The organism is Dechloromonas sp. TW-R-39-2 (assembly GCF_016864195.1).
Classification (GTDB): domain Bacteria; phylum Pseudomonadota; class Gammaproteobacteria; order Burkholderiales; family Rhodocyclaceae; genus Azonexus.
Window position 1 is genome coordinate 2,119,162 of the sequence record NZ_CP045202.1, and the last position, 24,501, is coordinate 2,143,662.

At 55.2% G+C, this 24,501-nt stretch carries 31 protein-coding genes and 5 tRNA genes; 23 read left to right on the forward strand and 13 right to left on the reverse strand.

What is annotated here, in order from left to right:
* The first annotated feature begins 44 nt into the window (after nucleotides 1-44).
* The 9 genes from lepA to nagZ are packed head-to-tail and all read left to right on the forward strand — an operon-like array spanning nucleotide 45 to nucleotide 7,417.
* Nucleotides 45-1,835 carry a translation elongation factor 4 gene (lepA, locus tag GBK02_RS10200; RefSeq protein ID WP_203466572.1) on the forward strand — a complete coding sequence of 597 codons (1,791 nt, stop codon included), beginning with the start codon at nucleotides 45-47 and terminating at the stop codon, nucleotides 1,833-1,835.
* Between the two features lie 11 nt (nucleotides 1,836-1,846).
* The gene (gene lepB / locus GBK02_RS10205) at nucleotides 1,847-2,635 is read left to right on the forward strand and encodes a signal peptidase I (protein ID WP_203466573.1); all 789 of its coding nucleotides are present in this window, start codon (nucleotides 1,847-1,849) and stop codon (nucleotides 2,633-2,635) included.
* Between the two features lie 8 nt (nucleotides 2,636-2,643).
* Nucleotides 2,644-2,997, forward strand: a complete 354-nt coding sequence (locus GBK02_RS10210; RefSeq protein WP_203466574.1) for a DUF4845 domain-containing protein — start codon at nucleotides 2,644-2,646, stop codon at nucleotides 2,995-2,997.
* Between the two features lie 3 nt (nucleotides 2,998-3,000).
* Entirely contained in the window at nucleotides 3,001-3,669 is a 669-nt protein-coding gene (rnc, locus tag GBK02_RS10215) for a ribonuclease III (protein ID WP_203466575.1), read from the forward strand.
* The gene (gene era, locus GBK02_RS10220; RefSeq protein ID WP_203466576.1) at nucleotides 3,666-4,550 is read left to right on the forward strand and encodes a GTPase Era; all 885 of its coding nucleotides are present in this window, start codon (nucleotides 3,666-3,668) and stop codon (nucleotides 4,548-4,550) included. The genes rnc and era overlap by 4 nt, the downstream gene beginning before the upstream one ends.
* Nucleotides 4,547-5,275, forward strand: coding sequence for a DNA repair protein RecO (recO, locus tag GBK02_RS10225; protein WP_203466577.1), 729 nt, complete (start codon nucleotides 4,547-4,549; stop codon nucleotides 5,273-5,275). Before era ends, recO begins: the two co-directional genes overlap by 4 nt.
* Nucleotides 5,272-6,027 carry a pyridoxine 5'-phosphate synthase gene (locus GBK02_RS10230; protein ID WP_203466578.1) on the forward strand — a complete coding sequence of 252 codons (756 nt, stop codon included), beginning with the start codon at nucleotides 5,272-5,274 and terminating at the stop codon, nucleotides 6,025-6,027. Before recO ends, GBK02_RS10230 begins: the two co-directional genes overlap by 4 nt.
* On the forward strand, nucleotides 6,024-6,401 hold the full coding sequence (acpS, locus tag GBK02_RS10235) for a holo-ACP synthase (RefSeq protein WP_203466579.1): 378 nt from the start codon (nucleotides 6,024-6,026) through the stop codon (nucleotides 6,399-6,401). Before GBK02_RS10230 ends, acpS begins: the two co-directional genes overlap by 4 nt.
* Nucleotides 6,398-7,417 carry a beta-N-acetylhexosaminidase gene (gene nagZ / locus GBK02_RS10240; RefSeq protein WP_203466580.1) on the forward strand — a complete coding sequence of 340 codons (1,020 nt, stop codon included), beginning with the start codon at nucleotides 6,398-6,400 and terminating at the stop codon, nucleotides 7,415-7,417. Before acpS ends, nagZ begins: the two co-directional genes overlap by 4 nt.
* 1 nt (nucleotide 7,418) lies before the next feature.
* Here nagZ and GBK02_RS10245 read toward each other — a convergent pair whose 3' ends face one another.
* The 4 genes from GBK02_RS10245 to earP form a co-directional block, all read right to left on the reverse strand.
* Entirely contained in the window at nucleotides 7,419-7,610 is a 192-nt protein-coding gene (locus tag GBK02_RS10245; RefSeq protein ID WP_203466581.1) for a hypothetical protein, read from the reverse strand.
* Between the two features lie 64 nt (nucleotides 7,611-7,674).
* Nucleotides 7,675-8,625 (reverse strand): N-acetyl-gamma-glutamyl-phosphate reductase, encoded by a 951-nt coding sequence (gene argC, locus GBK02_RS10250; protein WP_203466582.1) that lies wholly within the window; start codon nucleotides 8,623-8,625, stop codon nucleotides 7,675-7,677.
* Between the two features lie 142 nt (nucleotides 8,626-8,767).
* Nucleotides 8,768-9,325 (reverse strand): elongation factor P, encoded by a 558-nt coding sequence (gene efp, locus GBK02_RS10255; protein ID WP_203466583.1) that lies wholly within the window; start codon nucleotides 9,323-9,325, stop codon nucleotides 8,768-8,770.
* 39 nt (nucleotides 9,326-9,364) lie between these two features.
* Entirely contained in the window at nucleotides 9,365-10,447 is a 1,083-nt protein-coding gene (gene earP, locus GBK02_RS10260) for an elongation factor P maturation arginine rhamnosyltransferase EarP (protein ID WP_239002966.1), read from the reverse strand.
* On the opposite strand from earP, the gene GBK02_RS10265 reads away from it, so the two are divergent.
* From GBK02_RS10265 to GBK02_RS10305, 9 genes are all read left to right on the forward strand, one after another.
* Entirely contained in the window at nucleotides 10,446-11,120 is a 675-nt protein-coding gene (locus GBK02_RS10265) for a uracil-DNA glycosylase (protein ID WP_239002968.1), read from the forward strand. The genes earP and GBK02_RS10265 overlap by 2 nt on opposite strands.
* Before the next feature lie 12 nt (nucleotides 11,121-11,132).
* Nucleotides 11,133-12,944 (forward strand): excinuclease ABC subunit UvrC, encoded by a 1,812-nt coding sequence (gene uvrC, locus GBK02_RS10270; protein ID WP_203466585.1) that lies wholly within the window; start codon nucleotides 11,133-11,135, stop codon nucleotides 12,942-12,944.
* Nucleotides 12,945-12,948: 4 nt separating this feature from the next.
* Entirely contained in the window at nucleotides 12,949-13,527 is a 579-nt protein-coding gene (gene pgsA / locus GBK02_RS10275; protein ID WP_203466586.1) for a CDP-diacylglycerol--glycerol-3-phosphate 3-phosphatidyltransferase, read from the forward strand.
* A gap of 54 nt (nucleotides 13,528-13,581) precedes the next feature.
* Nucleotides 13,582-13,657: transfer RNA gene (locus GBK02_RS10280), tRNA-Gly, on the forward strand.
* 49 nt (nucleotides 13,658-13,706) lie between these two features.
* Nucleotides 13,707-13,780 (forward strand) — tRNA-Cys (locus GBK02_RS10285).
* 7 nt (nucleotides 13,781-13,787) lie between these two features.
* Nucleotides 13,788-13,863: transfer RNA gene (locus GBK02_RS10290), tRNA-Gly, on the forward strand.
* 51 nt (nucleotides 13,864-13,914) lie between these two features.
* Nucleotides 13,915-13,990 (forward strand) — tRNA-Gly (locus tag GBK02_RS10295).
* A gap of 75 nt (nucleotides 13,991-14,065) precedes the next feature.
* Nucleotides 14,066-14,151: transfer RNA gene (locus tag GBK02_RS10300), tRNA-Leu, on the forward strand.
* 206 nt (nucleotides 14,152-14,357) lie between these two features.
* Nucleotides 14,358-15,572, forward strand: a complete 1,215-nt coding sequence (locus GBK02_RS10305) for an integrase arm-type DNA-binding domain-containing protein (protein ID WP_203466587.1) — start codon at nucleotides 14,358-14,360, stop codon at nucleotides 15,570-15,572.
* 80 nt (nucleotides 15,573-15,652) lie between these two features.
* Here the strand turns inward: GBK02_RS10305 and GBK02_RS10310 are convergent, their stop codons facing one another.
* Nucleotides 15,653-15,988: a hypothetical protein gene (locus GBK02_RS10310; protein ID WP_203466588.1), complete on the reverse strand. Its 336-nt coding sequence runs from the start codon at nucleotides 15,986-15,988 to the stop codon at nucleotides 15,653-15,655.
* Nucleotides 15,985-16,215 carry a hypothetical protein gene (locus GBK02_RS10315; protein ID WP_203466589.1) on the reverse strand — a complete coding sequence of 77 codons (231 nt, stop codon included), beginning with the start codon at nucleotides 16,213-16,215 and terminating at the stop codon, nucleotides 15,985-15,987. The genes GBK02_RS10310 and GBK02_RS10315 overlap by 4 nt, the downstream gene beginning before the upstream one ends.
* A 364-nt stretch (nucleotides 16,216-16,579) precedes the next feature.
* Between GBK02_RS10315 and GBK02_RS10320 the strand changes: the two genes are divergently transcribed.
* Complete coding sequence (locus GBK02_RS10320) at nucleotides 16,580-16,849, forward strand: hypothetical protein (protein ID WP_203466590.1); 270 nt, start codon at nucleotides 16,580-16,582, stop codon at nucleotides 16,847-16,849.
* A gap of 550 nt (nucleotides 16,850-17,399) precedes the next feature.
* Here the strand turns inward: GBK02_RS10320 and GBK02_RS10325 are convergent.
* From GBK02_RS10325 to GBK02_RS10335, 3 genes are all read right to left on the reverse strand, one after another.
* A complete protein-coding gene (locus GBK02_RS10325; RefSeq protein WP_203466591.1) occupies nucleotides 17,400-17,606 on the reverse strand; it encodes a hypothetical protein in 207 nt (68 codons plus the stop codon).
* Between the two features lie 297 nt (nucleotides 17,607-17,903).
* Nucleotides 17,904-18,083 carry a hypothetical protein gene (locus GBK02_RS10330; RefSeq protein WP_203466592.1) on the reverse strand — a complete coding sequence of 60 codons (180 nt, stop codon included), beginning with the start codon at nucleotides 18,081-18,083 and terminating at the stop codon, nucleotides 17,904-17,906.
* Between the two features lie 62 nt (nucleotides 18,084-18,145).
* On the reverse strand, nucleotides 18,146-18,871 hold the full coding sequence (locus tag GBK02_RS10335; protein ID WP_203466593.1) for a hypothetical protein: 726 nt from the start codon (nucleotides 18,869-18,871) through the stop codon (nucleotides 18,146-18,148).
* Nucleotides 18,872-19,180: 309 nt separating this feature from the next.
* Here GBK02_RS10335 and GBK02_RS10340 point away from each other — a divergent pair, with 309 nt between their 5' ends.
* Entirely contained in the window at nucleotides 19,181-19,624 is a 444-nt protein-coding gene (locus GBK02_RS10340; protein WP_203466594.1) for a DUF2846 domain-containing protein, read from the forward strand.
* Between the two features lie 168 nt (nucleotides 19,625-19,792).
* Here the strand turns inward: GBK02_RS10340 and GBK02_RS10345 are convergent, their stop codons facing one another.
* A complete protein-coding gene (locus GBK02_RS10345) occupies nucleotides 19,793-20,038 on the reverse strand; it encodes a hypothetical protein (RefSeq protein ID WP_203466595.1) in 246 nt (81 codons plus the stop codon).
* Between the two features lie 189 nt (nucleotides 20,039-20,227).
* Here GBK02_RS10345 and GBK02_RS10350 point away from each other — a divergent pair, with 189 nt between their 5' ends.
* The gene (locus tag GBK02_RS10350) at nucleotides 20,228-20,755 is read left to right on the forward strand and encodes a hypothetical protein (RefSeq protein WP_203466596.1); all 528 of its coding nucleotides are present in this window, start codon (nucleotides 20,228-20,230) and stop codon (nucleotides 20,753-20,755) included.
* A gap of 47 nt (nucleotides 20,756-20,802) precedes the next feature.
* Here the strand turns inward: GBK02_RS10350 and GBK02_RS10355 are convergent, their stop codons facing one another.
* Both GBK02_RS10355 and GBK02_RS10360 read right to left on the reverse strand, forming a co-directional pair.
* On the reverse strand, nucleotides 20,803-21,573 hold the full coding sequence (locus GBK02_RS10355; RefSeq protein WP_203466597.1) for an ABC transporter substrate-binding protein: 771 nt from the start codon (nucleotides 21,571-21,573) through the stop codon (nucleotides 20,803-20,805).
* 109 nt (nucleotides 21,574-21,682) lie between these two features.
* Nucleotides 21,683-23,125: a PLP-dependent aminotransferase family protein gene (locus GBK02_RS10360; RefSeq protein ID WP_203466598.1), complete on the reverse strand. Its 1,443-nt coding sequence runs from the start codon at nucleotides 23,123-23,125 to the stop codon at nucleotides 21,683-21,685.
* 186 nt (nucleotides 23,126-23,311) lie between these two features.
* On the opposite strand from GBK02_RS10360, the gene GBK02_RS10365 reads away from it, so the two are divergent.
* Nucleotides 23,312-23,641, forward strand: a complete 330-nt coding sequence (locus GBK02_RS10365; protein WP_203466599.1) for a hypothetical protein — start codon at nucleotides 23,312-23,314, stop codon at nucleotides 23,639-23,641.
* Between the two features lie 48 nt (nucleotides 23,642-23,689).
* Here the strand turns inward: GBK02_RS10365 and GBK02_RS10370 are convergent, their stop codons facing one another.
* Entirely contained in the window at nucleotides 23,690-23,929 is a 240-nt protein-coding gene (locus GBK02_RS10370; RefSeq protein ID WP_203466600.1) for a hypothetical protein, read from the reverse strand.
* Between the two features lie 218 nt (nucleotides 23,930-24,147).
* Between GBK02_RS10370 and GBK02_RS10375 the strand changes: the two genes are divergently transcribed.
* On the forward strand, nucleotides 24,148-24,417 hold the full coding sequence (locus GBK02_RS10375; protein WP_226409180.1) for a DUF2249 domain-containing protein: 270 nt from the start codon (nucleotides 24,148-24,150) through the stop codon (nucleotides 24,415-24,417).
* The last annotated feature ends 84 nt before the right edge of the window (nucleotides 24,418-24,501 follow it).

The window sequence follows — 24,501 nt, forward strand, 5'->3', positions numbered from 1 at the left end:
AACAGGGAAGGGCGCCGTGAAAGCGCCCTTTTTTACTAGCATCAATGGATCTAATTAGAAACTTTTCGATCATCGCGCATATCGACCATGGCAAGTCGACGCTGGCAGATCGCATCATCCACCTTTGTGGTGGCCTTTCCGATCGCGAAATGGAAGCGCAGGTGCTTGACTCGATGGATATCGAGCGCGAGCGCGGCATTACCATCAAGGCCCAGACTGCCGCCCTGAAATACAAGGCGCGGGATGGCAAGGTCTATAACCTCAATTTGATTGATACGCCGGGACACGTCGACTTCTCGTACGAAGTTTCCCGTTCGCTGTCAGCCTGCGAGGGAGCGCTGCTTGTTGTCGATGCTTCTCAAGGCGTTGAGGCGCAGACAGTCGCCAACTGCTACACGGCGCTCGATCTTGATGTCGAGGTCGTGCCGGTACTGAACAAGATCGATTTGCCATCGGCCGATCCGGACAATGCCCGTCAGGAAATCGAGGATGTGATCGGGATCGATGCAACCGATGCGGTGCTTTGCTCAGCCAAGACCGGTCTCGGTGTGGCCGACATCCTTGAGTCCGTGATTGCCCGTGTGCCGCCGCCCAAGGGCGATCGTAGCGCGCCACTCAAGGCCTTGATCATCGACTCGTGGTTCGACAACTACGTCGGCGTGGTCATGCTGGTACGCGTGGTCGAAGGCGAAATGAAGCCGAAAGACAAGCTGTTCTTCATGGCCACAGAGGCGATTCAGTTGTGCGAACAGGTTGGCGTTTTTGCCCCCAAATCCGAGCAGCGTCCCTCATTGCGTGCGGGCGAGGTTGGTTTCGTCATTTCCGGCATCAAGGAACTGAAAGCCGCCAAGGTCGGTGACACGATTACCACGGTCGACCGCAAGGCGAGCGAAGCTTTGCCCGGTTTCAAGGAAATCAAGCCGCAGGTGTTTGCCGGCTTGTATCCGGTTGAATCGAACCAGTACGACTCACTGCGCGAATCGCTTGAAAAGCTCAAGCTGAATGATGCCTCCCTGCAATATGAGCCGGAAGTGTCACAAGCGCTCGGTTTTGGTTTCCGTTGTGGCTTCCTCGGTTTGCTGCACATGGAAATCGTCCAGGAACGTCTTGAGCGCGAGTTTGACCAGGATCTGATCACGACGGCCCCAACTGTCGTCTATGAAGTTGTTTTGCGTGACGGCACCGTGGTCCAGGTGGAAAATCCGGCCAAGCTGCCGGAAATCACCAAGACGGAAGAGGTCCGCGAGCCGATCATCACGGCGACCATCTTCGTTCCGCAGGATTACCTCGGCAACGTCATCACGCTGTGCAATCAGAAGCGTGGCAATCAGGTCGACATGCATTACCACGGCCGCCAGGTCAAACTGGTCTATGAAATGCCGATGGCCGAAGTGGTGATGGATTTCTTCGACAAGCTGAAGTCCTGCTCCAAAGGCTACGCCTCGCTCGACTACGACTTCAAGGAATATCGTGCGGCCGATGTGGTCAAGCTCGATATCCTGATCAACAGCGAGAAGGTTGATGCCCTGTCGCTCATCGTGCACCGCTCCAATGCGACGTATCGCGGACGTGAGCTGGCTTCCAAGATGCGCGAGCTGATTCCCCGCCAGATGTATGACGTGGCTATCCAGGCAGCGATTGGTTCGCACATCATCTCGCGTGAAAACGTCAAGGCAATGCGCAAGGACGTGCTGGCCAAGTGTTATGGCGGCGACATCAGCCGGAAGAAAAAGCTGCTTGAGAAGCAAAAGGCCGGCAAGAAACGGATGAAGCAGGTGGGTAGTGTTGAAATCCCGCAGGAAGCCTTCCTTGCCGTTTTGCGCGTCGATAACTAAGAAACCGAACGATGAACTTTGCGCTGATTCTTTTTGTCCTGCTGTTGATCACGGGTGCACTTTACGCGGTCGACGTCCTCAAATGCCGTAAATTGCGGGCTCGCAATGCACCGGAACCGCTCTGGGTGGAGTGGGGCGCCAGCTTCTTTCCGGTCATCCTGATCGTTTTCGTGCTGCGTTCCTTTTTGTTCGAACCGTTCAAGATCCCCTCCGGTTCGATGATCCCGACCTTGCTGGTGGGTGATTTCATCCTTGTGAACAAATTCACCTACGGCATCCGCCTGCCGGTGATCAACAAGAAAATCATCAGCATCAACGATCCGCAGCGCGGCGATGTGATGGTTTTCCGCTACCCGGAAGATCCTTCGCTGGATTACATCAAGCGTGTTGTCGGCTTGCCTGGCGATACGATTGCCTACCAGAACAAGCGACTGACGATTAACGGTCAGGCGGTCGACGCAAGCAAACAGGCCGATTTCGAGCATAAGGAACGCCTTTATTTCTCCGATCAGTTCAGCGAGAAACTTGGCGAGGTCGAACACCGTTTCCTGAACGACAAGGATGCACCGGCTTTCATCCCTGACCCGGCACATTTTCCTCATCGTGAAAACTGTACCTACAATGCCGCAGGCGTTGTTTGCAAAGTTCCGGCAGGCCATTACTTCATGATGGGCGACAATCGTGACAACAGCCGGGACAGCCGTGCCTGGGGTTTCGTGCCAGAAGAAAATATCGTTGGCAGAGCGTTCTTTATCTGGTTGAATTTAAGTGATCTGAGCCGTATCGGTTCATTCCGCTGAGAGTGAATATGAAAAAACAACGTGGCGTTGCGCTTTCCGGTTTGCTGTTCTGGAGCATTGTTCTGGTGCTTGTGGCTGTTCTGGGGATGAAGGTTGCTCCGACCTACATCGAGTACGCCAAGACGCTCAAGGATACGAAGGCTGTCGTTGCACAAGTAGCGCCGGATGCCAGCGTGACCGATGTGCGCAAGGCTTTTGACAAATATGCCGAGATCGATCATCTGGCCATGCCGTCAAGCCAACTCGAAATATTCAAGGATGGCGGCAAGATCGTGATCGAATTTGCCTATGAAAAACGTATTCCTCTCTTTGCGAACGTCAGCCTGCTGATCGACTACAAGGGAACGACCGCTGGAAACTAAGGCATGAGCGCCGTTGCATTGGCCCAGGCCATCGGTCACCGATTTGCCGACCCGAGCTTGCTCAAGACGGCACTGACGCATCGTAGTTTCGGCTCGCCGAATAACGAGCGACTTGAGTTTCTCGGTGATGGCTTGCTGAATTGCGTGGTTGCCGCCGCCTTATACAGGCGTTTTCCTGCGATGCCGGAAGGCGATTTGTCACGTCAGCGAGCCAATCTTGTCCGGCAAGATGCGCTGCATGGCCTGGCCCTCAAGCTCAAGGTCGGCGAATATCTTCGTCTGGGCGAGGGGGAGCTCAAAAGCGGTGGCGCCCAACGTCCATCGATTCTGGCCGATGCTCTGGAAGCCCTGTTCGGTGCGATTTATCTCGATGCCGGTTTCGAAGCGGTCGATGCGGTGATCAATCGCCTCTATCAGCCCCTGTTCGAGGCGCTGACGCCCGGCGAGGTCAAGAAGGACGCCAAGACCTGTCTGCAGGAATGGCTTCAGGGGCGCAAGAAAGCTCTTCCCAAATATCACTTGCTTGAAGCGACGGGCGCTGCGCACGAACAGCGTTTCGAAGTTGCCTGCGAAATCGAAAATCCGCCCTTGCGTACGATCGGTCACGGCACCAGTCGCCGTATCGCTGAGCAAGTTGCCGCTGACAACGCACTGAAAGTACTCAAGGCATGAAAAAAATGCACTCCGGCTATATCGCCATCGTCGGTCGCCCGAATGTCGGGAAGTCGACCCTTCTGAATCGCCTGGTGGGCGAAAAAATCAGCATCACCTCGCGCAAGGCGCAAACTACCCGCCACCGCGTCACCGGCATCGTGACAAACGACGATGCCCAGTTTGTCTTCGTCGATACACCGGGCTTCCAGACCAAGTTCTCGAATGCGCTGAATCGCACGATGAACCGTGGTGTGACGCAAACTTTGGCGGACGTCGATGTCGTTCTCTTCGTGGTTGAAGCTGGTCGTTTCGACGACAAGGACAAAGCGGTCATTCGCCTGTTGCCGAAAGACCGGCCGGTCATCCTGGTGATCAACAAGACCGACCAGATCAAGGATCGGACCGAGTTGTATCCCTTCGTTGCCATGGTTTCGGCCGAATACGATTTCGCGGCAGTCGTGCCGGTCAGTGCTGCCAAGGGCCGTCAGACCGACGATTTGCTGGCCGCCGCACGCAAGCATCTGCCAAATGAAGGCTTGATGTTCCCCGAGGATGAACTGACCGACAAGAGCGAACGTTTTCTGGCTTCGGAATACATTCGCGAAAAAGTTTTCCGTCTGCTCGGCGATGAGTTGCCGTATGCCACTGCCGTCGAAATCGAGAAATTCGAGACCGAAGGCAACCTGCGTCGAATCTTCGCCGCCATCGTTGTCGACCGCGAAGGCCACAAGGCCATCGTTATCGGCAAGGGCGGCGAGTCGCTCAAGCGTATCGCCAGCGAAGCCCGCCAGGACATGGAGCGCTTGTTCGACGGCAAGGTTTACCTTGAAATCTGGGTCAAGGTGAAATCCGGCTGGAACGACGACGAACGCTTGCTCAAGAGTCTCGGTTACGAATGAACCTGCGCGGCAAAGTCGACGGCCAGCCGGCCTACGTCTTGCACACCTACCCGTTTCGGGAAACCAGTCTCATCGTTGAAGTGTTTTCCCGCGACTTCGGGCGGATGTCGCTGCTGGCCCGTGGTGCCCGCCGCCCGCGCGCCGCGATTCGCGGGCTGCTGATGGCTTTTCAGCCGATTGAAGTAGCTTGGGCCGGCAAGGGCGAAGTCCTGACGCTGATGAAGGCCGAATGGCAGGGCGGCTTGCCGCTACTGGCCGGCGAAGCCCTGTTTTGCGGCTATTACCTCAATGAATTGCTGATGCACCTGTTGCCCCGTGAAGATGCCCATGAGCATCTTTTCGAGCGCTATGGCGACATGCTCGCTCGCCTTGCGGCCGATCCGACCGGCAAAGTACGCGAAGCCAACCTGCGCAGTTTTGAAAAGGCCTTGCTGCAGGAACTGGGTTATGGCCTGACCCTGAATCACGATAGCGAAGGCCAGGCGATTGTGCCTGATGCTTTCTACAGCTACCGGATGGAGCAAGGGCCTGTGCGCATGGCGCACGATGAGGCTGCGGCACAAATTGTTGGCGGCCAAACCTTGCTCGATCTTGAAGCAGAGGATTTTTCCAATCCGCGTTCGCGCAGCGAGGCAAAAATGCTGATGCGCAGCCTGATGGCCTATTACCTGGCCGGTATCGAACTCGAAACACGAAAGATATTCAAGGAGTTACAGGAACTATGATCGAACTTGGCGTCAATATCGACCACGTTGCCACGCTGCGTCAGGCACGCATGACCTACGAGCCGGACCCGGTTTGGGCGGCCGTCGAGGCTCATCTCGGCGGAGCCGACGGGATTACCGTGCATCTGCGTGAAGACCGCCGTCACATCCAGGATGACGACGTCCGCCGCCTGCGCGATACGACGCAGATCAAGCTTAATTTCGAAATGGCGGCAACGGATGAAATGGTTGGCATTGCCTGTGGCTTGAAGCCGGAAATGGCCATGCTGGTCCCGGAAGGACGGCATGAGGTGACGACCGAAGGTGGTCTCGATGTGCTCGCCCAGGAGGCGCGCCTGAAAGGCGTGATCGGGCGCATGGCCGATACGGGTATCGTGACCAGCGTCTTCATCGATGCCGAAGAGGCCCAGATCGAGGCTGCCGCCCGGATTGGTGCCCGTGTCTGCGAAATCCATACTGGCCCCTACGCCCACGCTTTTCATGCGCATGGGCGCGATGCCGAAGCGCCGGCCGTGCTGGCCGAGCTGGAAAAAATCCGTCAGGCCGGTATTGCCATCCGGCAACTCGGCATGCGCTTCAACGCCGGGCATGCACTGAATTTCTACAACGTTCAGCCGGTCGCCCGACTGGAAGGTATTCGCGAACTGCACATTGGTCATTCCATCGTCAGCCGCTCGGTTTTCGTCGGCCTGCGCGAAGCGGTTCGTGAAATGAAACAACTGATGCGCGAAGCGGCGCAGCGCGGCGAATGATTTACGGCATCGGCACCGATATCGTTGCCATTGCCCGCCTGCAAGGCATGTGGGACCGGCACGGCGAGAAGGCGCTGGACAGACTGCTGGCGCCCGATGAACGGGCTGATTTCGAGCGAGCTGCCGACAAGGGGCGTTTTCTCGCCAAACGCTTTGCGGCCAAGGAAGCCTTCAGCAAGGCACTCGGCACCGGTGTGCGTCCGCCAGCCGTTTTACCTGCCATTGCCGTCGGGCATGACGAACTCGGCAAGCCGACGCTGGTTTTTCACGGTCAACTGGCTGAAATGATCAAAAACAAGCAACTCAAGGCCCACCTATCGATCAGCGATGAAGCGGATTACGCCATCGCCCATGTCATTCTGGAGCACGCATGAAGCATATTCCGCTCGGTCCGCTGATGATCGATATTGACGGCCACGCATTGACCGATCTGGATCGCGAGCGACTCTGTCATCCGCTGGTCGGCGGCATCATCCTGTTTTCGCGCAATTATGCCGATCGTGAGCAGTTGACCGCGCTCACCCGAGAAATTCATGCGCTGCGCCAACCCAAACTGCTGATCGCCGTCGATCATGAAGGGGGCAGGGTGCAGCGCTTCCGCGAAGGTTTTACCCGCCTGCCGTCGATGCGGACATTGGGCCAGCTTTACGACCGTGATCCCGAAGCCGGCCTGTCTGCGACGCGCGATGTCGGCTTTGTGCTGGCCGCTGAATTGCGTGCCTGCGGTGTCGATTACTCATTCACCCCGGTGCTCGATCTCGATTACGGCCCTTCGCGAGTTATCGGCGACCGTGCCTTCCACCGTGATCCAGTTGTAATCATTGCCCTGGCAAGCGCCTTGGGTGAGGGCTTGAAGCTGGGTGGTATGGGTACTTGCGGCAAGCATTATCCGGGGCATGGTTACGTCATTCCGGATTCGCATGTCGAGTTGCCGATCGATGATCGTCCGCTGGATGCGATGCAGGATGATCTCTTGCCGTACCGCCATTTGCCGCTTGATGCAGTCATGGCGGCGCACGTTATTTATGAATGTTTTGATTGCAATACTGCTGTTTTTTCAAATAGATGGATAGATTATCTAAGAAATAACATTAAATTTAATGGCGTCGTCTTTACCGACGATTTATCAATGGCCGGGGCTGGCGTGGTGGGGGACATGCTGGCTCGCGTGCAAACAGCGTATGGCGCCGGTTGCGACATGTTGCTGGTCTGCAATTCACCGGACTCGGTTGCGCTGGTCCTTGAAAACTGGCATCCGGAAATTGACCCGGTACGCCGGCAACGGGTCGAGCGACTGGCGGCCAATGCCGGGCAGGACATCGCGTTCCCACCAGATCGTCTGCTCGCTGCGCAGACGGTTGCCAGCGCATTGTTTGCCGCTCAGGGCTGAGTCAGGGTCGCGCTTGGCGCGGCTCAAACCACTGGCAGATCATTCCGGAGTTTTCCAGCACGTCGCGACTGGGCTGGCGACGGCTGCGGAAACCCAGCGCCTGACAGGCATAAGGAAAATGGGTGTCGTAGGTGATCAGATGGTGGCGGCAACGCATGCAGTTGGGCGCCTGTGCCGGAGAGTCGGTATTCATTACGTTCAGCAAATAAAAACCCGCCGGAGCTAACGCTGCGGCGGGTCAAGTGATCAATCAGCGATCAAACCAGCCCAAGGCTTTCATCAACGCCCAGATGCACGTTCATGGCCTGGACTGCAGCGCCCGAGGCGCCTTTACCCAGGTTGTCGAGGCGGGCAATGATCAGCATGCGCTCTTCGTTGCCGAATACGGCGATATCGACCCGGTTGGTGTCGTTATTCGCTTCGACGTTGTAGAAACCGCCTTCGGTCGTGGCTTCCAGATCGACCGGCAGGACGCGGATGAAGGCTTCGCCGGCGTAGTAGTCGGCAATGATCTTCTGGACATCGGTCGGCGTGACCTTGCGGGTGAATTGCTTCGGGTGCAGGTAGGCAGTGACGGCCAGACCCTTGTAGAACGGCCCGACGATGGGCTGGAAGATCGGTTCCACGGTCAACCCGGTGTAGGCGCACATTTCCGGCAGATGCTTGTGGCTCAATGCCAGGGCGTAAGAGCGCGGTGCCTTCAGTTGTGTCGCGCTGGCACTGGCCGCCTCGTAGTCGGCGATCATCTTCTTGCCGCCACCGGAATAGCCGGTGATGGAATTGGCCGCAATTTGCGTGTCGACCGGGAGAAGGCCAGCCGCGACCAGCGGCTTGAGCGCCAGGATGAAGGCCGAGGCATGGCAACCCGGATTGGCGATACGCTTGCTGCGGCGAATTTTCTCGCGCTGATCCTTGGCAACTTCGGGCAGGCCGAACGTCCACTCCGGATTGATCCGGTGCGCCGTCGATGCATCGATAACGCAAGTGTTCGGGTTGTCGACCAGGGCGACCGATTCCTTGGCAGCGTCGTCCGGCAGACAGAGGAAGGTGATGTCGGATTCGTTGATCAGGCGTTTGCGCTCGGCGACATCCTTGCGCTTGTCGGCATCAATCTTGAGCAGCGTGATATCGGCACGCTTGGCGAGATATTCGTTGATCTGCAGGCCGGTCGTGCCTTCCTGTCCATCGACAAAGACTTTATAGGTCATCTTGAATCCGAGAGTCTGGTGTTGTTCGAAAGCGGAATTCTGGCAGAAAAACAGGTCAGTTTGGTGACAGCCGACAATTCAGCCAAGTAAAAAAGAATCGGGCAGCCGAAGCTGCCCGATCGCACTGCCGAAAACCGCTGGATTACTTGACGCGGTTCTTGTATTCGTCGGTACGGGTGTCGATTTCGATCTTGTCGCCGATCGAAACGAAAGCCGGGACCGGCAGTTCGAAACCGGTAGCCAGTTTGGCCGGCTTCATGACCTTGCCGGAGGTGTCGCCCTTGACGGCCGGTTCGGTGTAGACCACTTCGCGAACGACGCTGTTCGGCAGTTCGACGGAAATTGCCTTGCCGTTGTAGAAAACGACTTCGCAGGCCAGGCCGTCTTCCAGGTACTTCAGCGCATCGACCATGTTTTCGGCTTCGACTTCGAACTGCTCGTAGTCGGCGTCCATGAAAACGTACATCGGGTCGGCGAAGTAGGAGTAGGTCACTTCCTTCTTGTCGAGCTGAACAACTTCGAACTTGTCGTCAGCCTTGTAAACAGCTTCGGAAGCTGCTGCGGTCAACAGGTTCTTGAGCTTCATTTTGACGACCGCAGCGTTGCGGCCGGACTTGTTGTACTCGGTCTTTTGGACGACGAGCGGGTCGGCGCCGACCATGATGACGTTGCCGGAGCGGAGTTCCATTGCGGTTTTCATACTGAGATTCCCGAAAGCTGAAAAAAGAAAAACGTTAAATTATACCTTGGGGCGGCAGAAATTGACGAGTGCGGTCGCCAGATCCGGGCTTTTTGCCAGCCCTGCCGCCCAATCCAGGGTGTGGGCTTCGATTTCAGCCTGATTGGCGAGAAAGTCAGCCCAGGCTGAAGCAAGTCCCTGGCCGGTATTCCAGGCGCTAAAAATTGTCTTGAGACTGGATCGAAGATCGGGCTGCAAGGCCTCGGTGTAGCGTTGGACGAAAGCCTCCAGCTTGATCAGGTGCGCCTCGTCTTCCTGCTCGTAAATCTGCCAGACAAACGGTTTGCCGGCCCACTGGGCGCGCAGGAAAGAGTCTTCGCCGCGCACGAAATTGATATCGCAGCGCCAGAGCAGCCGGTCATATTCATCCAGAGGCAAGAACGGAATTGGCTCGACCGACAGCTGCCCCAATCGCCACGGGCCGCTGCCGCCGAGGTGTGCCGTCACTGCAGCCAGGGGTTTGCCGGGCGAAACATGGCAGCGAATCGGCCGCGCCGAACCGGCCATTAGATCGATCAGCTCGGCAACAGGTGCACTGTCGTAGCAAAACAAGCTGATTTCAAGCGGCTCATCCGCTGTCTTTTTTGCGGCTGTCGCGGCGCATGCGGCGAGTAATCCTTTTTCGCGCAACAGCCCGCCTGTCGCAGCAGTAAATCCGGGAAAGAAAAAATGTTTGACCAGCGGCAGGGAAGGGTGGGGAGAGGCCATGCCGTGACAACCGTCAGCCCAGCTTTCTGCTGTCAGGTATTCAAGATTGATCCAGCGCGGCTTCGGCGTCGCCCCAGCCATTGCTTCGATATAAGCAGCCGGTAGTTCGCAGGCAAACGCTTCGATAATGACCCCGGCAACGCGGTCGACCGCGAAATCTGCCGTCCATTGGCAAATTTCGACACCGGCGATGTTTTGCGCCGGGAGCTCGGTATCCAGCATCGGGCAAAGCGGCTTCAGACTGTTCAGGTCATCGACCCACAGGCGGATCGCCAGATGATGTTCGGCCGCCAGTTGCCGGGCAAGGCGCCAGCACACGCCGATGTCGCCGAAGTTGTCGATGACCCGGCAAAAGATGTCCCAATGAGGCTTCATGGGGCGCCATGCTAACATTCCGGCCATGCCTGAGTTCAAAGATCCCCGAGACTGCACCGCCTGCCCAAGGCTGGCCGAGCACCTTGCCAATATCCGCCGACGTGACCCTGAGTGGCACGCACTTCCCGTTCCCGCCTTCGGCTCGCTCGATGCCCGCTTGCTCGTTGTCGGCCTCGGGCCGGGTGAAAAAGGCGCCAATCGCACCGGCCGGCCATTCACTGGCGACGTGGCAGGTGAGCTGCTTTATCCGGCTTTGCATCGCTTTGGCTACGCCAGTGCAGGCGAGCCACTGGGCAAGGATATGTGGGCCAATCCGGCCATGAGCCTGACCGATTGCCGAATTACCAATGCGGTGCGCTGCCTGCCGCCGGCCAACAAGCCGACAACGGCGGAAATTCGCCAGTGCAATAGCCATCTCAAGGCAGAGTTGGCCGCCATGCCCAACCTGAAAGTGATCATCGTGCTGGGCGCCATTGCCCATCAGGCGCTGCTCTGGACCTACGGCCTGAAGGTCAAGGATTACCCCTTCGGTCACAACGTCACCCACACCTTGCCGGATGGCCGCCGTCTGGTGGCCAGTTACCATTGCAGTGGTTACAACTGGCGGACCGGACGCTTGACGCGCGAAAGCTTCGAGGGCGTTTTTGCCGATATCAAGGCTTTTCTCGGCTAGCCCTATCGCTCCATGAGTTTCGATGCAAAGGCCTTCCTGGCCACCCTGACGGAATTGCCCGGCGTCTACCGCATGCTCAATGCGGAAGGCACGGTACTTTACGTCGGCAAGGCCAAGAATCTCAAGAAGCGGGTGACTTCGTATTTTCGCGAGAATCTGCCGAGCCTGCGGATCGCGCACATGGTCAGCCAGATCGACCATATCGAAACAACTGCAACGCGTACCGAAGCCGAAGCGCTGCTGCTTGAAAACAACCTGATCAAGTCACTGGCGCCGCGTTACAACATCCTGTTTCGCGACGACAAGTCCTACCCCTATATCGTTCTGACGCGTGACGAATACCCTCGGCTGGGTTTTTACCGGGGCAACCCGGATCGCAAGGCGGATTACTTCGGGCCATATCCTTCTTCATGGGCAGTGCGCGACAGCATTCACCTGCTGCAGAAAATGTTCCGGCTGCGCACTTGTGAAGACACGGTATTCGCCAATCGCTCGCGCCCCTGTCTGCTCTATCAAATCAAACGGTGCAGCGGTCCTTGTGTGGCGCATGTTTCACCCGAGGATTACGCCGGCGACGTCCAGATGGCAGCAATGTTCCTGCTTGGCAAACAACAGGAAGTCACCAAACGCCTCAATGCGGCGATGGAGGAAGCTTCGGCCCGGCTGGCTTTTGAACTGGCAGCGATCTATCGCGACCAGATCCAGTCCTTGCACCAGGTCCAGGAAAAGCAGTTCATCTCCAGCAGCAAGGGCGAGGACGTTGACATCATCGTCGCCCTGAAGGAAGCCGGGCAGTTGTGCGTCAACCTGGCGATGGTCCGTGGTGGGCGACATCTCGGTGACCGGCCGCTGTTTCCCAGCAATGCGGGGGAATCGTCGGCCGCCGATGCCGCAACGGCCTTCATTCACCAGCACTATGCCGCGCATCCGGCACCGGCCCGCTTGCTGGTATCTCCGTTGCCAGAGGATGAAGAGCGCGCTGAAACAGAAAGCACCATGGCAGAACTGGCTGGTCGGCCAGTGCCCATTCAGGAAGGTCGCTCCGTACTGCATCGTGCCTGGGTGGATATGGCCAAGCAAAATGCCCAGCTGGCAATTCTGGCGCGTAACCAGGCAACGGCCCAGCAAGAGCAACGGCTTGCCGCGCTCCAGGATGCCCTGGGTCTGCCAGAGGCGATTGTCCGTATCGAGTGTTTCGATATCAGCCACACGCAAGGTGAGGCAACGATGGCGTCGTGCGTTGTTTATCACGGTAACGGGATGAAAAAAGCCGATTACCGTCGTTTCAATATTCGCGATATCACGCCCGGCGATGACTACGCCGCCATGCGACAAGCTGTTTTTCGCCGCTACGACGCAGTCGCCAATGGTGATGGCGTGGCTCCCGACCTGATCTTGATCGACGGCGGCAAAGGGCAGGTGGCTTCCGCACATGCTGCTCTGGCGGATCTCGGTTTGGCCCACTTGCCGATGATAGGCGTGGCCAAGGGGGAAGGGCGCAAGGCCGGGCTTGAGACCCTGATTTTTCCTGACCAGCGCGAGCCGCTACAATTGCCCCCGGACCACCCTGCGCTGCACCTGATTCAGGAAGTTCGCGACGAAGCCCATCGCTTTGCCATTACGGGCATGCGGGCTCAGCGCAGCAAGGCACGCAAGACGTCGACGCTGGAAAGCTTGCCGGGGATTGGTCCGGCTCGCAGAAAAGCACTGGTTGCCCGCTTCGGCGGCCTGCCGGGCGTGCTGGCGGCGAGCATGGATCAATTGGAAGAAGTGCCTGGCATCAGTCGGGAATTGGCCGAAAAAATTTATATAGCGCTACACTGAACGCATGCCCCTGAATTTACCCATCCTGCTGACATGGCTGCGTATCCTTGCGATACCGCTGCTGATCGCCGTCTATTACATGCCCGAGCCATGGGCCACGCTCAGCGAGCGGGATGTGGCGGCAACACTGATTTTCATGGCAGCGGCGCTGACTGACTGGGCAGATGGTTACCTGGCGCGCAAACTGAATCAGACCTCGGCTTTCGGTGCCTTTCTTGACCCGGTTGCCGACAAGTTGATGGTTGCCGCAGCGCTGATCATCCTTGTTCAGCTTGGGCGAACAGACGCCATCGTTGCGACAATCATCATCGGCCGCGAAATCACCATTTCTGCACTGCGTGAATGGATGGCCAAGATAGGTGCAGCCAAGAGCGTTGCCGTTTCGATGCTCGGCAAGATCAAGACCGCCGCACAAATGCTGGCGATTCCGCTCTTGCTTTACTACGTCCCCCTGTTCGGCGTGGATGTGAAGCAATTGGGTAACTGGTTGATGTGGATCGCAGCATTGCTGACTCTGTGGTCGATGGGATATTACATGCGCATGGCCTGGCCCGAGATTGCCCGCCGTAGTGGAGAAAAATAGCAAGACGCTGTTGACATCGCGCGCCCTTGGCCTATAATGCGCGCTCTGTTTGACGCGGCAGTAGCTCAGTTGGTAGAGCGATACCTTGCCAAGGTATAGGTCGAGAGTTCGAGACTCTTCTGCCGCTCCAGTTTCACCGGGAAAGCTCGGCTTTTCCAAAGCAGTAAAAGTAGTGCGAAGGCGCGATAGCAAAGCGGTTATGCACCGGATTGCAAATCCGTGTAGGTCGGTTCGACTCCGGCTCGCGCCTCCAAAAAGATGCGGCAGTAGCTCAGTTGGTAGAGCGATACCTTGCCAAGGTATAGGTCGAGAGTTCGAGACTCTTCTGCCGCTCCAAAAATTCAGTAGCATGAATTTTGGTGCAATAAAGTTGTACCGAAAGAATATGCGGCAGTAGCTCAGTTGGTAGAGCGATACCTTGCCAAGGTATAGGTCGAGAGTTCGAGACTCTTCTGCCGCTCCAAATATAGAAAAAGGGAAAGCACGCATGCTTTCCCTTTTTCATATCCCGGCACCGATCGATATAATCGGCCAGCCAGCCCGGATGGTGAAATCGGTAGACACAAGAGACTTAAAATCTCTCGGCTTATGGCTGTGCGGGTTCGATTCCCGCTCCGGGCACCAATCAAGCGTTTAACGTGATCCAAGCAAGTCCAGAAAACCCGCCTAAGTGCGGGTTTTTTATTGGATTTTTGTTTTTCTGAGTGTAGTATCGTCCAACACCATCCGGGCATTGATGGGGGTAACCATGGGGGTAGGTGGGCAAATCCTGAGTTCTGTTACCCCCAAACACCTCGGATTGACACCGATTCAGGGATGGAGTTACCCCAATGCCTTTGACCGATACAGCGATCCGCACCGCCAAGCCGACCGAAAAGCCCTACAAGCTCACCGACGAGAAGGGCCTCTTCCTGTTGATCAATCCGAATGGGGCCAAATGGTGGCGATTGAAGTTCAGGGTTGATGGGAAAGAAAAGCTGCTCTCATTCGGCACTTATCCCGATGTCGGATTGAAGGACGCACGAAACAAGCGAGACGAAGCCCGTAAGCTGCTGGCTGCAGGCGTTGATCCGGCTGAGAATCGAAAAGCACAGAAAGCAGCCAGGCAAGAGCTAAACGCCAACAGCTTTGAAGTTATAGCCAGGGAGTGGCTTGAAGGGCAGAAGTCTCTAGTCACCTCCGGGCAGTACGATAAGACCTTGGCTCGCCTGCAGAATGATGTTTTCCCGTGGCTTGGTGCAAAGCCTGTCACCGAAATTTCCGCTCCAGATGTGTTGTCGGTCATTCGTCGCATCGATGCGCGAGGCGCTCGCTATACCGCCCATCGATGCCGGGGGCAGATTAGTCAGGTAATGCGCTACGCGATAGCGACAGGCAGGGCAGAGCGTGACCCATGCCCTGACTTGAAAGGTGCTATTCCATCAGCAGTCTCGGGAAATTTCGCCAGCATCACCGATCCTCGCGAGGTTGGCGACATGCTCCGCTCGTTTGAAGCATTCAGAGGCACGTTTGTGGTCAAGTGCGCCCTGGAGATTGCGCCGAGGGTATTTGTTCGGCCCGGTGAGTTGCGAAAAGCCGAATGGGAAATGTTTGACTTGGATAAAGCTGAATGGCGCTACTTCGTCACAAAAACCAAGACAGAACACTTGGTGCCGCTCGCGTCACAAGTTGTAGTAACCCTACGAGAGCTTCATGCTTTGACAGGACACGGACGCCACGTTTTCCCCGGACGTGACCCCCAGAAGCCAATGAGCGAGGCCGCAGTCAATGCAGCGTTACGCCGCATGGGGTACGACACCAAGACCGAAATAACCGGGCACGGCTTCAGGGCTATGGCTCGGACGATCCTTCACGAAGAACTGCATGTAAAGCCGGAAGTGATTGAACATCAGTTGGCCCACAAAGTGCCTGACGCTAACGGCACAGCTTACAACCGAACCAAGTTCCTCAAGGAGCGCAAAGCGATGATGCAGCTATGGGCGGACTATCTGGATAAGCTCAAAGCGGGCACAGATGTCGTCTCTTTACACGCTAGTGCAGCATAGAGCGACCTCCAGGCGCTGATGATGCGTCAGCGTCTTAAATGCAAAACCCGCCACAGTGGGCGGGGGCAAGGGTGTTTTTCTTAGGGCTTACTGCTTCTTATGAATAGATTCATATCCGCTTCACACTCAAGCTCTTGCAGCGTCAAAACAAACTCAAGTTGAGATGCAATCGAATATAAAAGCCGATGAATATTTTTGTCATCGATAAAAGCTCCTGATGCATCAACCGGGTTGTGATTGGAGTCGTTAGCAATTAGGCTGGCAATCCCTTCAACAGTAGTTTTGAGATTGGAAACACTCCCTTTTGCTTCGTCACAAGCAATCATCGAAATGTTTTTCAATTCATCATCGCTCAGCTTGTCTTGTGCTTTTTTAAACAAGTTGAAGATCATGTCACGTACACGATAGTCGCTCATTTCTTCACCTCGCGAGCAACAGCTTTTTCGATCATTTTGCGACCTTTTATAAGCAGCATATCAATGCCGTGCAGCGCTTCGCCGAGCATCTCTGAGTTGATCTGAATACTTCCGCCATTCTGGTTCAAGCACAGATTGGATAGCGTTGAAATGATGCCTTCTGCGCACTGGATGCACATCAGGCCATCTTCGTGCTTGCTGGTGTTGATTTCTACGGAGCGGATCATTGCGTCACTCCAATGTTTGAGAGTTTTCCAGCCATGCGCTGGATGGATTCAACGAGGGCAGGAATGCTGCTGGTTGATGCTTCTCCTGCTTCCAGGCGAAGACATTGCGTTGCGGCACACCTGGCTGCTTGGCATGCGCCAGGGGTGGTGTTAGCCATGATTCACCTCTGCGCCAATGAATGAAGCAAGATGCTTGCCCAGAAAGACGAACGGCTTCCCATCGGGGGCCGGTGCTTGATGTGCTGCGTTATTATTGACAGTAGCCATACTGATTACTCCTTTAGTCAGTTTCGGTTAGAGCGCCCCTTGGATTGCAGTCCTCGGGGCGTTTGCGTTTGTGAGGTAGAAGGCGGTGCCTATCGGCGTGAAGAACACAGACTTGGTAAAGGTGCTGCAAGTAACAGATTTCCCTTTTCCGGAAGACCGGCTCCTTGGTGATGCCGTCAAGGCAATGGGGCTGTTAGGTAACGGAGTAATTGGAATTACCCTTGGTTACGGGATTTTGATCCGCGAAGGTCACTATTCCGAAAGATTGCTGGCCCATGAATGTAGGCACATCTACCAGTTTGAACAGGCAGGTTCGCTCGATTCATTCCTTATGGCGTATGTTCGAGGTGTCAATAAGTATGGATAAAGTCCTTTGATATACTTCTGAAACTGGTGGAACGTTCGGTAAATCAGCTTCCGCGTGAGTCTCTTCGGAGGGAATAGCTGGCTTGATCCAGCATCTGCTGTCCCTCCCGCCAGCCACCATGATCTATAATACTTTTGCTCTGGCTCGGAGTCATCGTGGTTGTCGCACCGGCATAGGCGACGATTCAGCAAGCGAGTTAGCACCGGATGCAACAGTGGGAACGGACGCCCCACTCCAGAGTACCTAGTCGCAGTGGTTTGATTTTTTTCTATGAGGCCCCGTTAGGTTGCTGCAAAGCGGCGGGGTTGCTTAACTGCCCGGATGTAACGGCATTCGTGAAGGCAGTGGCCAAGTATCGTAGCGCCCCGCCTCATAGCGACAGTGCTCTGGTCGACGGATTGCAAGTTAATCCTAGCCGGTTACCAATTTTGGTTACCACCCAATCGGTGAAATCAGATTGAACGTTGTGATCACTTGGCGATGCCGTATGACCTATTGGTTTTAGTGGGCAGTAATGGCTAAGCTGTCCAGTGGGCGTATCAACTGCTTTTCACTCCGTTTTTTTGTGCGCATTATTGTTCGTATTTTGCTGGTTTTTCTCGACAGCCTGCGGAGACTCCGCTTGCAAGAACATTTCCCTGTCTCCGTCGAATACTACCAATTCCGTTATCGGCCCGAATGTTCGTGGAAACACTTGCGGTTTGCTCCACTTCGGGTCGTCCATTGAAGGCACTAGGTTTTTCTTGGTGGTGGTCATGAAATTCCCTGTGTTTTGTCGCCTCCCGTTAGGAGCTAGACTGGCGTTAAATGAGGGAGATTTATAGCCTAATCGGCTAGGTAATCGGACATTTAATCGGCTAAGAAACGGGAGTAGCTGAGGTCAATAGGTGTTCTTGCTAAGTACAGTAATCTGCACATAAATCTGTACAGGATTTCATTGCCTAGCCCTTAGTTTTCCCGATGGGAAAATGGCCAATAAGGTCCCTAACAAAGCGCCATTGCTACGTTGCGTATGAATAGATGGTGCCAGATGCCAGCAGATTGAAGTCCTATTTTACTTCGTTGGCGGTACTGGAATATCTGTGGTGTAGTACGGCCCTGTTTCCTTGAACATCTCCGTTACTTGATCCATGAACAACTGAGCTTCCGGCGTCATCTCTTGACCAACCTTCGGCCACGCTCCTTGAGGACGCTGGAAGATAATTAAAGGCTTCTGCTTGTGATTGGCATCCATGATAAAACGCCTATTCTGGTCTTGAGCCCGATCAAGAAGATTGATCGGTAGGTAAGGCGAATTTAACAAATTTGTCCGAAACGGTTTACAAAAATGCTGATGTCTTGACTATTGTTTAGTGAGTACTTTCGAGTTTTACTGTCATAAGTGATTCGCATCGATAGCGTGTCTTGCCCTCGAATTACTCCGAGAGCAACGAAATTGGCAATCTGGCTATTCGGCATGATGACATAGTCACATCTAAACTCTTTGCGCAAAACGAAGACGTAAAAAGTTTGGCTTGAATGATTGGCATCGAAAGATTTACGTCGAATGCCAAACTGAAAAATTCCATCTTTAGGATTGGCTGTCTTTACTTGCAAGTGAAAATACTTGTCTTTTTCGTTCGCGGCAACGATGTCAATCCCCTTGTCGACGGACATCAATGACACATTAAATCCGCGGAAAAGAAGTTCCGACATGACTGCATATTCGCCACCTTTGCCTATAAATCCAGTGTCCTCTACCGCGCTCGGTTCAGGAATCGATGGTTCGATAGTGGTTGGTCGAGTGCGCTTTAGCCGATAAACGCCTCGTTTAAAGCCACCCGCTTTGTTTTTTACTTTGGCGAAGGGCGTTGTAGTGCGCTTAACACTTAACGAAAGTGCGGAGGATAGTTTGCTGGCAAGACTATCCAATGAGATGCCTTGAATTAATGCACCTTCAAGTGCTTTTTTTGCAATCTCATCGACATGCAGTTCAGTATTTGCGGTCTCAAGAATTATTTTTGCAATGTCTAGATTGTTCATCCCGCCTCCTGTTTGTCATCTACAGAAATAATGCCTTGAGATGTTGAGTCAAACAATCGCTTACAAAAGTCATAGATTCCTTCTGGCGGTGGTGTAAAGCGCCCTCGGTACAAAGTCAGGTTGGCGCGTTTTACATTCATTGAGCTAAGTTACACAGCCAGTTACACCCCAAGGTTACCCCGAGGTAACACTAAGGTCGCACTAACATCAGACTATGGTGAAGCGATGCAGGCTATAACCTTTGGCTGATTTCCAGCCTCACATAATTTCAGTAACCTTCGGCCTCACAAATCGAGGGGGAGGCTAAAAATGCGTTCATTACTGGTTGCTGCGGCAGTGCTAACTGTCACCGGGTGTGCAAATGTACCGATGGGGGATCCGGCTAGAAGTGCTGAGATTAAAAAATTCGAACCCAAATCCGAACTGGCCCAAATCTACGTTTGCCGGAACAGCAGGACGATGGGCATGGGGATTCGTCCCGACGTCGAGCTTGATGGGAAGCAAGTAGCCATCATTCCTCGTAGCACCTACCTCTATCAGGAGGTTAAGCCAGGAACACACACCCTAGTTGTGAAGACTCTAGAGCACGATTCGAAGATGCCATTCACGATTGCCGCAGGAGAACAGAAGTTCTTCCAGACTTGGATCTCCCTAGGAGTCCTATCGGGGTGGGGAATCATTGATGAGATTGACCCAAAGGCGGGAAAAGAGTGCGTTACCGCTGGTGAGCTACTCGAGACAGCGCAACGGTAGCAGCAACTGACGAGCCTGCATTTTTGCCATCATGCGGTCGCCTTCGACCGTAATCCCGCTTTGAAAAACTCAGGAATCGACCTGGCTCCTAATTGGTCTGCTGACCATCGCCTTGCTGCCATTGCCACAGCGCCAACTGAACAACTTGGCGAAATGATGGAGAGATGGCTATGAGATTGTGAGATTGCGAGAAATAAAAACCAGCGGCGTGCTGACATCAAGATTGGGCAGAGAAGGGGCAACGCCGTTCACGCGGGGGTAACTTTGGGGGTATATCGAAAAGTTATAAATTGAAGATGACTCTGCTGCAATAGTTTTCGCGGTTTGTTTTATTCCCGATCCGGCACCACTTGATTTGTCGATACGCCAAAAAGCCGCATCAATGCGTGTTTTTTTCCGTCGGAGCATCGGCATGCACTCCCCATTTTTACGCACAGCATCATTCCAACCTTACTTCAATGCCAGCCAATGCAGCACCCAAGTGCTTGTTGCGACGGCAAGTTATTCATTCCGCTTGCCCTCTATGACCTTTGGACAATTGCTGAATGGGTAAGTGTCCGCAGAGAATCTCCCCTCTCTCTTTTCTCCTCGCGAGCAAGCCCCATGAACAAGTTGATGAAATTCGTAATTGCTTTCCTGGCAACCCTGTCGATGACCTGCGCTTGGTCTGGCGAGCAAGATTCCAGCAAACGATACCAGGCTGTATATGTCGCCAAGGTGGCCATTGAGGCGGATATGGATAGAAATAGCCCGGATGAAGTCAAGTATTACGAAGACCTGGAAACAGAGGCAACTGCAAATCTGGCCAAATGGTTCAAGGGTGAGGGCTACACGGTTGCGGAAGCGCCCGATTCCAATAACGAGCGACTGTTAATCATCAACACCAAAGCACTTTTCAATGCAGGCAATCGTGCATTGCGATGGATTGGTGGGATCGGTGGCGCCGGCAAGGCTAGCGCAGACGTGACAATCGATGCAGTGGAGTCCGCGTCCGGAAAATTGATCACCTCGAAGAACGCCAAGGGCTCTTTGCGGATGGGTGGGTTTGGCGGTAGCGCCCCTGGCATGCTGATGGGAGCGATTGATTCGGCGTGGAATGAAGTCATTGCCGAAGTGTCCGCACAAAAATAATTCGCTGCAAATCCGGGGGAGCCACACCAAACCCCGGTGGGCGAGGTTCAATGTGTTTTGTTTTCGGGCAGATAGCGTCGGGTCAAGGCGGTCAAACGGCCGTCTTTTTTTGCCTGCAGCAATGCACCGTTGAGTTGGGCAACGATTTGGGGACTGGTTTCAAGGCTGATACCAAACCAGTACTCTGAGCTGTCATCAACCAGGATGGCAGGCTCCAGTTCATCGACATTCATGTTGTTTTGCTTGGCGTTGTACATCGCCGCCCAATCGAGCGACAGCAAAAGATCGAAGCGACCGGCCTTGAACTTGCGCATGTTTTTATCGTCATCAATCGCCAGATCGAGTTCCTTGCCGACCTGAAAACCTCGCTTGAGCAAGGTTTTTACTGCGGCTGACTCCTGAACGGCGCCGATCTGAAAGCGTTTTGCATCTTCGATATAGGCCAGCGAGATGTCAGTTCTCCGGCTTGATTTGTAGAGGTAAATACGCCTTTTGCTGATCGGCCCGACCCACTGAAAGAGGGATTCGCGCTCGGGGGTCCGAACCAGTGAGTAAAGTATGGTGTTTTTTTGCTGCTGGGCCATTTGATAGGCACGGGCCCAGGGCAGGATATTTTTGTGCAGGGTCAGGCCGCAGTCTTTCGCCAGCATGTCGAGCAGCTCGCTGGAGAAACCGACAATTTTGCCGTTCTGCTCGTAATTGAGTGGGGGCAAAGGCTCCGTCAAGGCGTTCAACTCTACGGCTGCCAGCTGGCTTGCAGGAGCAAGGCCGACGAGCGAGGTGAGCAAAACAACGAAAAGCCGATGCCTGAGATTCATGGAATTCCGACGGGTGATGTTCTTGCGAGTATAAAACAGCGACGAGTCGGTTTTATGACCAAACGGCATGTTGACCGCAGCAAGCCTAGCTACCAGGCTTGCTAGCGCATCAAAGGGACGCGGAGAGAGTGATGATTTTCCCCAGTTGCTTGAGTGCGCTGTCGATTTCACGGGTGAACGGGGCACCGCAATTGAGGCGAATGTAGCCATCAAAGCGGTTCGAATTGGAAAACATCAGCCCTGGCGCAATGAAAATGCCCTCGGCCAATGCGGCATCGAATATGCGCTTCGACGAACAGCCGGCAGGTAATTCAACCCACAGCGCCAGTCCGCCGGCCGGTTCGGTCAGGCGCGTGCCTTCCGGAAAATAGGCGGCAATCGCTTCAGCGCTCCGTTCGCGTTGCGACTTGAGGTTGCTGCGCAGGTGGCGCAGGTGGCGATCGTAGGCGCTGGATGCCATGAATTCGGCAGCAACCAGTTGAGCCAGTTCTTCATTATTCCGGCTTTGTACGTATTTGAGCATTTCTACCCGGGAGTGCCAGCGGCCGGCGTTCATCCAGCCCAGCCTCATTCCCGGGGCAAGAATTTTGTGCAGCGAGGCGCAATGAATGACATTTCCGTTGCGATCCCAACTCTTCAGTGCGCGCTGCGGGATATCGCCATTGGTCAGTGCACTGTAGGTGTCGTCCTCGATCAGGGCGATATCCTGTGCGGCGCAGAATTCGACCAGTCTTGCCTTGTTGGCATCCGGCATGATGCTGCCGAGAGGGTTTTGCAGGACAGGGACCACAACCATGGCACTAATGCGCTCGTGAGTCCGGGCCGCCAGTTCAAGCGCCTCCAGTGAAATGCCGCTGTGCGGACTGGTCGGAATCTCCAGCGCCCGCAAACCGAGTGTCTCGAGGACCTGCAGCAAGCCATAAAAAGTGGGCGATTCCACCGCGACGATATCGCCGGGCTGGGTCACGGCGCGCAATGCCAGGTTGAGCGCTTCGATACAGCCCTGGGTAACCACGATTTCTTCCGGCGCAAGCACCATGCCGTTCATCATCGCCCGCTTGGCCAGAACGGTGCGGAATGCCGCGTTGCCGTTTGCCGGGGCCGGTTTGACCAATAGATCCGGATTCAGGCGCAAGGCACGTGTCGCGGCATTTTTCAGGGCTTCGCCAGGGTACAGCGACGGGGCGCTACGGGCGCTGGAGAAATTAACCTTGACCGGGTACTGGCGGCCACGGGCCACGAAATCGGAGACCCGCGCATGAATGCCGACATATTGGGCCGGATCAAGCGGTTGACCGTGGCGAGGTTCCTCAAGCGCTGGCGCACTGAGGCGACGGGGTTGGCGGACGAAATTTCCCGACCGCGGCCGAGCCTCAAGCCAGCCATCGCTTTCAAGTTGCCGACAGGTTTGCAGCGCAGTGGACAGGCTGATCTCGTGTCGCGCCATGAGTACCCGAATCGACGGGAAACGATCTCCCTGACGCAATGTGCCGGTTTCGATGGCTTCCTGGTAGTGCTGTGCCAGACGGCGATAAATCGGTAGCTTGTCCATGCCTGATCATCCCTTGGCGACAAATCGTGGAACAGATATAGATGGGAGTTTATTGAACCATAGCAGTTGCAAAAATTCATATCTGCTTCGGTTCAGACACATGTTTTCTGTCGCTGTTTTGCAGCAGTCGGGCTGGCTACGATGTGTCATCTCCCGGTGATCGGGATAGCGACAAGGAGTGGCAACATGGGTGACCAGCAGATGATGAAAATCGAACTTGCAGCAGGCGAGTCCAGGCAGATCCTGGTCGAAGGCGGCAGCACCTTGCTATTGCTGAGCGGCTGCGCTGAAGTGCGCAGCCCATTTTGCTGGCTGGCAGAAAATATCCATCAGGCACAGACGCAACTGGATGCAGAAAACAGTGTGCCGGTCGAGCAGGGCGGCTGGATCGAACTGACGGGCCGGACCGCCGCGCAGTTTGTCATCCTCCCGCCCGACACGCAGCCCTTGTGGTCGTCACTGCTGCGTAGCCTGGAGAAAATGCTCGCAAACAGGCGGTTGACCGCAGCAAAGTAATTGAACGCCACGATGCCTGGCAACCGGGCGACACAATCGTCCGGTTGCTCAGCGCCGTGGGAAATGGTCCGGGCGCTCATCCTTCTTTTCAGCTCGTGGCGGAAGCGGCGGTGCCTGCATGCCCACCAGCATGGTCAGAAGCAGCAGGACAACCATCGAAATCGCGCCGCCAAGCATGAATCCGGACAGCATCAGGAGTGCCGGAACGATGGCGATACCGCACATCAGGAATTCAACGGCATCCTCGATACCGTGGTAACCGATTTTTTTGAGCAGTTCGCTGAACATGACTGGCTCCTTGTATCCGGATCGTTGAAAAATCCCCTCGTTCATTTTTTATAGCAGGCTCCCGGAAAAGCGACAGGCAGTTTTTCCCGGGGAAATATCGGAGTGATTTGAAGCCCCCACAACAGTCATGTTTATTCCGATTCGGATCAAGGAAATGATCTGCGCCGCTCGGCACAATCCTTCCTGAATGCCAATCCGGCATGCCCTTCAAAGGAACCATGATGCAACCCATCCACGCCTGCAACCACACCACCCCGGAAGCGCTTTATCCGTTCGACGCTCGAGGTATCGCCAAGCGCTTTCGTCACGCCGCCATCTTCGGTGCACTCGATGCGCTGATGCCGGGCGAGACGATGCGCTTCTGCAATGACCACGATCCCTTGCCGCTGCTTGCCCAATTGCAACAACGTTACGGCGCACGCCTGAGCATCGAGTACAAGCAGCGCGAACCGGGTGCCATCGTGATCGATTTTGCCGTTGTCGCCTGAACACCCGGCAACTGATCTTTGCTCTCCGGCGGGCGGCCCTCCGCCGCCCGACCCCGGGCAATGTTACTGTGCACGCCTTGACGA